The organism is Peteryoungia ipomoeae (assembly GCF_004912165.1).
Classification (GTDB): domain Bacteria; phylum Pseudomonadota; class Alphaproteobacteria; order Rhizobiales; family Rhizobiaceae; genus Allorhizobium; species Allorhizobium ipomoeae.
Genome location: NZ_STGV01000001.1, coordinates 1329534 through 1338591 on the forward strand (window position 1 = coordinate 1329534; position 9058 = coordinate 1338591).

Genomic DNA, 9058 nt, shown 5'->3' on the forward strand with positions numbered 1-9058 from the left:
CTCAGATCCTTTCGGGAAATCGATAGAGCCCTGCAATCCTTGCCCGCCATGCCGGCACCAGCGCCGAACACGTGACCGCCCCCTGCTCATAGGCGTGGATGAAGGCATCCGGCGGTCCTTGCGCCGCACTGCGCCGCGTGAGGATGCCCGCATGTTTGGCCGCAAGCCCCGGCCTGAAACGAAAGAGCACGAGATCGCCGGGTATCGCCTCGGCAAAGCCGGACAAAGTGAGAAAATGCCGGGCGGCCGCCGCCATCAGCCGCTCCTCGCCGGAACGCTCGGCCCAGTCGGGCTGATAGGCCGGCACGGCTTCAGGCTCGGTCCCATAAAGCCCGCGCCAGATCCCGCGAACGAGGCCGAGGCAATCGCAGCCGATCCCCAGCGTCGATGCCTGATGCCGATACGGCGTGCCGATCCACGCGGTCGCAATCTGCAGAACCTCAGCCTGGATCGCCATCGCGTCCTCCCTCCAGCTTCTCTTCCATCCAGCGTTGCGATCCGAATCGCCGCAATCTCAGAAAAAAGCCTTTGCCAATGCCCAAAATCCCCCGTCTTTACAGGGAGCACGGCAACTGGTTCACTGGTTGCAACGGCGATCAAGGGGCAGCCAAGGGGGATACCATGAACCGCACGCTCATCGGCGCATTCGACGTCATCAATACATTGGCAGCACTCGTGATCATCTGCGGTGCCACCGCCTACGGCCTGTTCGGCCGCTCGACGGACGCTCCCAACATCTTGCTCGGCATTGCCGGCCTCGGTGCCGGCGTGGTCGCCGCCGCCGTCGTCTGCGGCTTCTTCGCGCTCATCGTCGAGGTCGAAAGCCATCTGCGCCGCCTCGTCATCCTGCGCGAGGCCGAGCTTGCCCATGGCGAAAAGGTTTTCGGACGCAGCCAACAGAAGCCCGAGCTGCAGCCCGCCTAAGGCATGTCCAGCCGAAGCGGGGCCGCTTCGGCGTCGGACAATGCGGCAACATCCTAGTCGTAGAGCACACGTCCATCATGGGTGGTGTCGCCGCCCACATAGGAATAGGCGAAATCGCTGCCGGGCATCTGCGGAAACCCACGAAAATTCAAGGCGTTGGAGAAGTGTGTTCGACAGGTGGTAAAACTCTTGTCGCAGCCGACGGTCAGCATCACCTGATCCCCCGTTTCAGGGCTCGCATCCATCGGAAGCCACAGCGCAAGCGTCAGCCGGTTGCCGTCAGAGCCCGTCTCTGTCGCCGCGCTCTCCTCGATCGCCAGCCGCTGGCCCGCAAGAGCCCCCCCGAGAAACCGGCAGGCGCCAAGCCGGAAATGCCCCACATCCAGCACCGGCAGGCCGGCAATCACCAGCCGGTCGGCGTTTGCAACCTCTGCCACCGTGCCGGTCAGACGCCGGTTCGCCAGCGTCATGTCCACCCGGCATCGGTTGTCCCCGAGCTCGGCATCGCAGCGCCGGTTGTAGATCCTGCCCTCCGGCTGGGCCAGGCGATGCGCTATGCTTCTGAGCTCGGCTGAAAACCCCGCCCCCGCCCGGCTCACATCGCCGATCTCCTGCACCGTCAACAGCAGGTGCTGTTCGTCGGCTGCCTGCCAGTTGACGAGGAAAAGCTCGACCCGCGCCCCGTCGAAGCGCCCGGCCGCCAGATCCGCCTCGCGGATCGCCTCGCTCGAAAAGCCGCCTCTGAGTTCCGCACCCGTTGCGGCAAGCCCGCTTGCCGTTTCGGCCGCCGTTGCGGCAAAACCGCTTGCCGGCTCGAAGGCCGTGCCCTGAAAGGCAAGCGGCGCATCATGCTCGGTGAAGCCCATCACCGCGCCATCAATCAGAGTCACCCGCCAGGCGCGGCAAAGCGTCGTTTCCCCGCTCAGGAGATGGTTGGCAAAGGCGGCCGCAATCGTCTTCATGGGATCACCTCGATCAACGGAATGGAGGGAATGCGGCCTGCTCTGAAGGCATCGAGATCGATCTCGATGCGCTCGGTATCGAATCGCACCGGCACATCGAACTGAAAGCCCGCGCGGATCTCGACGCCTTCGCTCGGCACATGCCCGGCAAGAAACGTCACCACGCCCGATGCCGCATCGACGGAAAACCCGGCCATCTGCTCCACGCCGTCAAGCGCGACCCTGACGCTGCCCGTCACGGGCTTGGATATCGGCCGCTCTTCCACCGCCGCCGGATCACCATAGACCTTGACCAGCCGGAAAGACGCCGTCTCCCCATCGCCAATGCCCAAGCGCTGGTCGAGCGGCGAAATGTTCAAGCCCCAGGGTGCGGAGGAAAAATCGACGGGATCGCGAAAGCGAAACCCATGCAGCCGCCCGGCACGCGCCTCGAAGAAGTCGAGAACCGCATAGAGATCGGCAACCGACCGCAGCGCCGATCCCACATCATAACGCCGTCGCGCATGACGAAACCGCCTGTTGCGCGCCTCCCGCCCGTTGGTCAGCGAAACGACATCCGTCAACCGCTCCGGCCCACCCCGCGTCGTCAGCGACAGCCGCAACGGAAAGCTGATCTCATGAAAAGCCATCTCCGCCTCCTGATGATGTTTTTGAAAATGATCTCTTGGAAACTCACAATGGACCAGCCGCTCCGCCGCTCTCCCCTTAGGCGCCAGGGCTATCGCATATGGAGTTTGAGCGCCGCACGAAGCGGGGTCGCTCTTCTCCCCAGCGGGGAGAAGGTCCCGGCAGGGGGATGAGGGGGGCGCGAAGCGCCAGAGGCATTTCCAGCCGAAGCGAAATCGCTTCGGCGCCGGACAATGCGGAAACCCTCTGAAGCTGTGCCGGATAGCCCCCTCATCGCCTCGCATCCGCTCGGCACGTCTCCCCGCCGGGGAGAAGAGGGAGTCAAAACCGCGACCGGCGTCCAGCCGTCTCCCCCCGGCGGCAGGGCTATCGCATATGGATTTTGAGTGGAGCCCGAAGCGGGATCGCTCTTCTCCCCAGCGGGGAGAAGGTCCCGGCAGGGGGATGAGGGGGCGCGAAGCGCCAAAGCATTTCCAGCCGAAGCGAAATCGCTTCGGCGCCGGACAATGCGGAAACCCTCTGAAGCTGCGCCGGATAGCCCCCCCTCATCGCCTCGCATCCGCTCGGCACGTCTCCCCGCCGGGGAGAAGAGGGAGTCGGCAACCGCGACCGGCACCCAGCCGTTCTCCCCCCTTGTGGGGGAGATGGCCGGCAGGCCAGAGGGGGGTGCCCCGGATGCAACAGCCCCAAGAGTGGCATTCCCATGAGACCGGATAACCGCCCGCCCTTTTCGCACAGACGGCCGCACCCCCTTGCAAACACCTCTCAAAGCCCGCGCCGCCCCCGCGCCACGGACCGCGCCAGCATCGCCGTCACCTGCGCTTCCGAGCGCTGAAAACTCTGCGCATCCGTCGCCGTCACCTGAAAATTGACGGTTATCGCCCCGCCGCCCGATGCCGCAACCCCAAGCGCGCCATCTGCCCCGCGCTGCAAAGGCAGGATCGCTTCTGCGCCCGCTTCCCCCATCAGCCCGGTGCCGCCCGCCATTGGAAAATAGGTCGGCGCCCGCACCACGCCGCCCTCGGCAAAGGGCATCACCCGTCCCGGCACGCCGCCATGGCTGAAGGCCTGCACGCCCGCCCCGAAGGATGCGCCGGAAAGCGAGCCGAAGCCCGAAGCAAGAGTGCCGAAAAGCCCCTTGCCCAGCGCCCCGACAAAACTCTCAAGCGGCTTCAACCCGGCAGACAAGGCAATATCCGTCATCCGCCCCGCAACCCCGCGCAACACATCCTCCAGCCCCTTGCCCCCCGTCGTCGCCGACCGCAAGGCAGCCCCCAGCGCCCGGCCAAACCCCTCCGACCGCTGTTCGAGATCATCGAGCACGGCAAGCGCGGCGCTCGCGTCAAGATCGACCTCAAGCGTAAGATCGTCGGTGTCGGCCATGGGGAGGCTCCTTGGGATGGGGAGTTTGGGGGAACTAGTTCGGCAGATGCCGGTGAACGCTCGGTCCGAGGATGCACCCCCGGCAAGCGGACACCCTTCAACAATCGCAGTTGTTTGCAGAAGCTCGCCGCGGCGAGGCATCAGAGGTCGATCCTGAGCTGGGTGCGTCAGCCGCCCTGGAGCATTTCCAGCCGAGGCGTGATTGCTTCCGCGTCGGACAATGCGGCAAAACCGGAAAGATGGAGTGGAAGGCGCCCTTCAATGCGGATCAGCGTTCCGGCCACACCCATGCGGGAGGATCGACGTCCGCAACAACTGTTTCGCCGCTGTCCTTCTCCAGGGCCAGCCTCTGCGCGCCATGGTCAAAGAGCGCATCGACGAGCGGTCCGGCATGGCTGACGACGAGGACCTGACTGCGCGCGCTCGCCGCAGCGATCATGCGTGCGAGCGGTTCCAGCAGGCTTGGATGGAGGCTGCCTTCCGGTTCGTTCAGCACCATCAGCTCTGGCGGGCGCGGTGTGTGAAGCGCCGCGGCGAGTGCGATATATCGCAAGGTTCCGTCCGAAAGTTCGGATGCGTCGAGCGGGCGTTGAAGCCCCTCCTGGCGCATCGATAGACGAAACAATCCATGTGTTGCATCGATCTCGATCGATGTGCCGGGAAAGGCATCCTCGATCGCCTTGTCGAAAGCGGGCCCATTGCCGATTTCCCGGATGGTCTGGACGGCGGGCGCCAGATCCGAACCATCGGATGCGAGTGCCACCGTGCGCGTGCCGATCCGGGGAATGCGCGCCGGCGCGTCACGATCGATCCGGAAGTGGTCGTAGAAGCGCCAGGCCCGCATGCGTTCGCGAAGCACAAGCAGTTCGACCGCGTTGGTCGGGTCGGCCGCACGCATCATCATGCTTTCGAAAGGCGCAAGATCGGTCACGACAGGTTGCAGGCGGCCATTCCCGTCCTGCACCAGAACCGACGTGTTGCCCCGTTTGGCAATGGCGTTGTGCCGCGACAGCCGCTCGCCGACCCAGACGGCTTCCGCCTTCACCACCGGATCATCCCCGAACAGCGACCCTTCCTCCCGACTGGCGCCCGGACCGGGAATCGGAAGACCCAAATCGATCGCGTAGCCGTAATCCTCAGACGCGAAGCCGAGGCGGAGCGAAACGGGACCGCCGCCGATATTACCCTGCATCGGCGAACGCCCGGAGCGCATCGCGGTCGAATAGCCCGAGCCTCCCGCCCACATGGTGGAGCGCAGGCCTCCCTCGGCGGCAAGCGAGGCAATCGCCTGCCCCTGAGCGACATCGGCAAGCAGACGCAACGAGCGATAAAGGCTCGACTTGCCGCTGCCGTTCGCACCCGTCACCACAGTTAGGCGTCCAAGCGGGAGCACGAGACTGCGAAGCGAGCGATAGCCGGAGACGGCAAGAGTAATCAGCGCCATGGAGGGTCTCTAACATGCGGACGGCATGTTTGCACGGAAGATCACGGTAGGCTGCCCGTCTCTCGAGGTGACTTGTTGCACAGACCTCATGGCGTCGGAACGGAGCGCAGTGTCCTATCCCGAATGCTCTGAACCTGATGCATCGTCAGAACTCTCGAATGCCCGGGGCTTCCGTCCGGCATTGCAACGCCTTGGTCTAAGACGAACCGCACACCATGGGCGCCGTGAAGTCCAGCCGGAAACCGCTTCATCGAGCTTCGAATGACATACCCAAGTTTCGGCCTTTGTTCGAGACTGCCGGCTTCCAGTAGCTGAGCCAGACCAGCCTCCTGAGGAAGCACGTCATATGGCTGTGCAGGGCTGCTAGAAACGACACTCTTCGGGTCTATCGATACCACCCCGCCACGATGGTATTGCTTCAATGATCGGATCGCTGTGTTGTCCGAAGAACGTAATGGTCCCCAGGAGAATGTGACAGTGGAGGATGGGAGCCGCTTAAAGTCCGGCTCAGCCGATGCATCCGACGGAAGGCGAACCGTCGATATCGTGTAAGATGCTGCCAGACCTATCTGAGAACTGCCAACCATTCTCTTCAAATAGTCGATCTTGTCGTTGTTTTTCTTATCCGGGTCGACCCATGCGCGAAGGCATTTTCGTCCATCGACGAATGTCACGCGGTCCTTGGCCAAGCCGACAACTCCGTCGGTTTTTGCTGCAATAAAGTTTGAGACGCGCTCCGTCGCACCCGTCAGCCGCCAAATCATCGGCTGGTAGGATATGGCGGCAATAAAGAGGGGAGCCTCTCCGGCCTCAATGTTCAGTTCCGCCGTATGGGTTACTTCGTCTTGGCCCGCAACCGTTACTGTCGACAGTGCGGCGGCCTCGTACGCAGACACCACCAAGACCTGTTCTTCTGGTCCCGCTTTCGGCACGTTGCAGGCAGCAATAGTTCCATCTTGCATTTGCGATGCCGCCGATTTTCGACGAGCGTCCAATAGCACTTTTGTCTCAACGGGTTCCAGCTGACCATTGTTGTTGGTGTCATATTTCTGGAATGTCACGCGCGCAGCCGTCTCAAGCTCTTGGGCCGTCAGCTGTCCGTCTTGCGCCGCCGCCAAGTCCATGAATTTCGCGAGACCGGGGCTCGCCGATGACACGACTGCTGCCGCTTGAGATGTTGCGAAACTATAAATCTCGTTGATGATCACCTCGCCATCATGGTCTGCATCCCATCTTTCGAAAGACTTCCCGCCGACGCCGTCACCCTTCCGGTAGGCGAGTTCCCATTCCCTACGCGTAACCTTGAGGTCACCGTTCAGATCGGCACTGAAGTACATGATCATATACCGGCTGCGCTGCTGTGCCTCACTCCGCCGAACTGATGTTTCGACGTCTTCTCGCGTCAGGATCTGATCGTCTCCCGCCGCCCCCCTGAATGGCGCCATCACGCGCTCAATGTATGTTTCAATAAAACGAGCTTCGAGAGGGGAGATTTCCAATCCGTTCTCAAGCGCAGGCTGGACCATAGCATTGCTAAAGCCAGCGAGTGAAAAGACATAAAATCCAACAGATAAGGCAATGACAATCTTCATGAGGCGCCCCTGAAAAAATCCACTCTTAGTTGTGCTTGTTTTCGAGGATTTTACAAGGTCGCCATGTCACGCTCCGATCATCGAAACGCCCCCACCTCAATCCGGATACCGCCGCATCAGCCCTTCCAGCCCCGCGCGCGTCATCCCCCCACGCGGCCCTCCCGCCATGGCGGCCAATTCTGGCAGGGTAATCAAGTCATTTCAGAACCTGGTTATGCCACCATGACATTTGAGCCACCACACATTGCGAAGGCCGTAATTAACGGCCATAGGTTGCGCAATGAACTCTTGAAGGCGATGCTATGCCCGAATTACGCACAACGGGACAGATTGATGCTCAGCGACGACGAAAAGCCTAGGACTACGGCTTTGGACAGGATCCGTATCTGGGCCGCAATCATCGGTATGACTTCGCTTGGCCCAATATTCGTGGCCAAGATAGTTCTGTCCATTCTGCGAGGCGAATTCGAACTGAGGCATTCGGTAATCACCGCGTCAGAGCATCCGCTTGCCTTCGTCGCAATAGGCGCGGTTTTTCTGAGTGGAAGTCTGCTCTTTCTTTTAGCGAGTGTCATCTTCGCCGTCGGTTATTATCGGGGCAGATCGGCAAAGTAGCTGGAGGCCTGTAGCCCCCCTCAATCCGGAAACCGCCGCATCAAGCCCTCCAGCCCCGCGCGCGTCATTCCCCCAGGCTTCCCCCCCGCCATCGCGGCCAGTTCCGGCAAAGTCAGCGCCCAGAACACCTCGGGCGAAAGCCGCAGATGAGAAAGCCCCAGCGCCATCGCCTCCTCCCAGGGAAAGGGTCGGGCGGCCTCAGCGGATGCGCTCAGGCAAAAGGGCGCGCCTCCTCGCCTCCCTTGGCGCTGGTGCCCGCCGTCATCGGCGCGCGCGTCTCTGCCGCGTTGTCCGCGCCGTCAGGTTGAAAGGTCACCGTCAGCAGCGCGCCCACCACGGCCGCGGCCCCTGCCACGCCGCCCTCCACAGCCATCTGCGCCACGTCCTCGTCGGACAGCCGGTTGCCGCCGCCGCGAAGCCCGCAGGCGATGATGCGGATGAGATCGAGACTTTTCAGCCGCCCACCGGCAAAACGCGCGGCAAGATCGCTGAGGCTGTCCGCACCGAAGGCCGTTTCCAGTTCGGCCAGCGCGCCAAGCGTCAGGCACAGGATTCGCCGTTCGCCGTCGATGACGGCCTCCACCTCGCCGCGATGGCGGTTGGCGCGGTTGATCGTCACCGGCATTGCCGTTTCCCGTTCATAGCCCCGCATGGCCGCCTCACAGACCCGCAAAGGAAACGGCACCGGCCGATTCCAGCGCGATCTCGAAGGTCACCTCGCCGTCGTGATTGCCGGCATAATCCAGCGCCGTCACCTGAAACGGCGCCGTCACCGTGCCGAAATCCGGGATCACCACCTGATAGGTGAGGATCGCCCCGGAAAAGAAGGCAGCCCTCAGCGTCTCGTCCGATGCCTGGTCGCGAAACAGGCCGGAGCCGGACAAGGCCGCCCGGCGCACGCCCGCCCCCTCCAGAAGCTCGCGCCAGCGCCCGGCGCTCTCGCTGTCGGTCACATCCACCGTCTGGGCATTGAACGACAGCCTGCGCGCCCGAAGCCCCGCCACCGTCGAAAACCCCGCGCCATCCTCCACCTTCAAAAGCAGATCCCTGCCCCGCTGCACACCCATGCCCGCCTCCTGTTGTTGCATTGTTGTTGCTGTTGCTCAGCCGCGCGCCCTCTCCCCCTTGTGGGAGAGGTTACAAAATCGAGGGCTTAGCCCGATTGAGGGCTAGAGCGTTTCACCTTTTGACGGAACCATATCCTGCATTTCTGAGATAGTTGGCACATTCGGCGGGCTGGATGGTGTCAACCAGACTGCCGATGTGGCGCCAGGTGTCATCGATGGTCCGCTTCTGTGCATCGCGCATCCAGTGTTTTATCTTCGAGAAGGCCTGTTCGATCGGATTGAGGTCGGGTGAGTATGGCGGCAGGAACCAGAGGCGCGCACCGGCGGCTTTGATCGCCTGACGGATTGTCGCCGACTTGTGGCTGCCGAGATTATCCATGATGACGATGTCGCCCGGTTTGAGCACTGGCACCAACTGCTGCTCGACATAGGCGCGAAAGCACA

At 62.6% G+C, this 9058-nt stretch carries 12 protein-coding genes; 1 reads left to right on the forward strand and 11 read right to left on the reverse strand.

Annotated elements, in window-relative coordinates; genetic code table 11:
* Window position 1: 1 nt before the first annotated feature.
* Window positions 2-457 (reverse strand): NlpC/P60 family protein, encoded by a 456-nt coding sequence (locus tag FAA97_RS06415; RefSeq protein WP_136597644.1) that lies wholly within the window; start codon window positions 455-457, stop codon window positions 2-4.
* Window positions 458-621: 164 nt separating this feature from the next.
* Here FAA97_RS06415 and FAA97_RS06420 point away from each other — a divergent pair, with 164 nt between their 5' ends.
* Window positions 622-924 (forward strand): hypothetical protein, encoded by a 303-nt coding sequence (locus FAA97_RS06420; RefSeq protein WP_136597645.1) that lies wholly within the window; start codon window positions 622-624, stop codon window positions 922-924.
* Window positions 925-977: 53 nt separating this feature from the next.
* Here the strand turns inward: FAA97_RS06420 and FAA97_RS06425 are convergent, their stop codons facing one another.
* From FAA97_RS06425 to FAA97_RS06470, 10 genes are all read right to left on the reverse strand, one after another.
* A complete protein-coding gene (locus FAA97_RS06425; RefSeq protein WP_136597646.1) occupies window positions 978-1886 on the reverse strand; it encodes a DUF2163 domain-containing protein in 909 nt (302 codons plus the stop codon).
* Window positions 1883-2515: a DUF2460 domain-containing protein gene (locus FAA97_RS06430; RefSeq protein ID WP_136597647.1), complete on the reverse strand. Its 633-nt coding sequence runs from the start codon at window positions 2513-2515 to the stop codon at window positions 1883-1885. The genes FAA97_RS06425 and FAA97_RS06430 overlap by 4 nt, the downstream gene beginning before the upstream one ends.
* A 763-nt stretch (window positions 2516-3278) precedes the next feature.
* Window positions 3279-3896 carry a phage tail tape measure protein gene (locus tag FAA97_RS06435; protein ID WP_136597648.1) on the reverse strand — a complete coding sequence of 206 codons (618 nt, stop codon included), beginning with the start codon at window positions 3894-3896 and terminating at the stop codon, window positions 3279-3281.
* Between the two features lie 268 nt (window positions 3897-4164).
* Window positions 4165-5340: an AAA family ATPase gene (locus tag FAA97_RS06440; RefSeq protein ID WP_136597649.1), complete on the reverse strand. Its 1176-nt coding sequence runs from the start codon at window positions 5338-5340 to the stop codon at window positions 4165-4167.
* Between the two features lie 86 nt (window positions 5341-5426).
* Window positions 5427-6932 (reverse strand): EF-hand domain-containing protein, encoded by a 1506-nt coding sequence (locus FAA97_RS06445; RefSeq protein ID WP_136597650.1) that lies wholly within the window; start codon window positions 6930-6932, stop codon window positions 5427-5429.
* Between the two features lie 96 nt (window positions 6933-7028).
* Complete coding sequence (locus FAA97_RS21430; RefSeq protein WP_136597651.1) at window positions 7029-7127, reverse strand: phage tail assembly chaperone; 99 nt, start codon at window positions 7125-7127, stop codon at window positions 7029-7031.
* 440 nt (window positions 7128-7567) lie between these two features.
* Window positions 7568-7762 (reverse strand): rcc01693 family protein, encoded by a 195-nt coding sequence (locus FAA97_RS06455; protein WP_136597652.1) that lies wholly within the window; start codon window positions 7760-7762, stop codon window positions 7568-7570.
* Window positions 7759-8199 (reverse strand): gene transfer agent family protein, encoded by a 441-nt coding sequence (locus tag FAA97_RS06460; protein ID WP_136597653.1) that lies wholly within the window; start codon window positions 8197-8199, stop codon window positions 7759-7761. The genes FAA97_RS06455 and FAA97_RS06460 overlap by 4 nt, the downstream gene beginning before the upstream one ends.
* Window positions 8200-8206: 7 nt before the next feature.
* Window positions 8207-8614 carry a phage major tail protein, TP901-1 family gene (locus FAA97_RS06465; RefSeq protein ID WP_136597654.1) on the reverse strand — a complete coding sequence of 136 codons (408 nt, stop codon included), beginning with the start codon at window positions 8612-8614 and terminating at the stop codon, window positions 8207-8209.
* Window positions 8615-8726: 112 nt separating this feature from the next.
* The coding region (locus tag FAA97_RS06470; protein ID WP_136597655.1) for a transposase at window positions 8727-9058 on the reverse strand (332 nt) is incomplete at its 5' end.

Excerpts from the sequence above, each read along its gene's own strand:
- FAA97_RS06440 (WP_136597649.1), bottom strand. The coding sequence starts at position 5,340 with ATGGCGCTGATTACTCTTGCCGTCTCCGGCTATCGCTCGCTTCGCAGT.
- FAA97_RS06430 (WP_136597647.1), bottom strand. The coding sequence starts at position 2,515 with ATGGCTTTTCATGAGATCAGCTTTCCGTTGCGGCTGTCGCTGACGACG.
- FAA97_RS06420 (WP_136597645.1), top strand. The coding sequence starts at position 622 with ATGAACCGCACGCTCATCGGCGCATTCGACGTCATCAATACATTGGCA.
- FAA97_RS06415 (WP_136597644.1), bottom strand. The coding sequence starts at position 457 with ATGGCGATCCAGGCTGAGGTTCTGCAGATTGCGACCGCGTGGATCGGC.
- FAA97_RS06435 (WP_136597648.1), bottom strand. The coding sequence starts at position 3,896 with ATGGCCGACACCGACGATCTTACGCTTGAGGTCGATCTTGACGCGAGC.
- FAA97_RS06465 (WP_136597654.1), bottom strand. The coding sequence starts at position 8,614 with ATGGGTGTGCAGCGGGGCAGGGATCTGCTTTTGAAGGTGGAGGATGGC.
- FAA97_RS06445 (WP_136597650.1), bottom strand. The coding sequence starts at position 6,932 with ATGAAGATTGTCATTGCCTTATCTGTTGGATTTTATGTCTTTTCACTC.
- FAA97_RS06425 (WP_136597646.1), bottom strand. The coding sequence starts at position 1,886 with ATGAAGACGATTGCGGCCGCCTTTGCCAACCATCTCCTGAGCGGGGAA.
- FAA97_RS06460 (WP_136597653.1), bottom strand. The coding sequence starts at position 8,199 with ATGCGGGGCTATGAACGGGAAACGGCAATGCCGGTGACGATCAACCGC.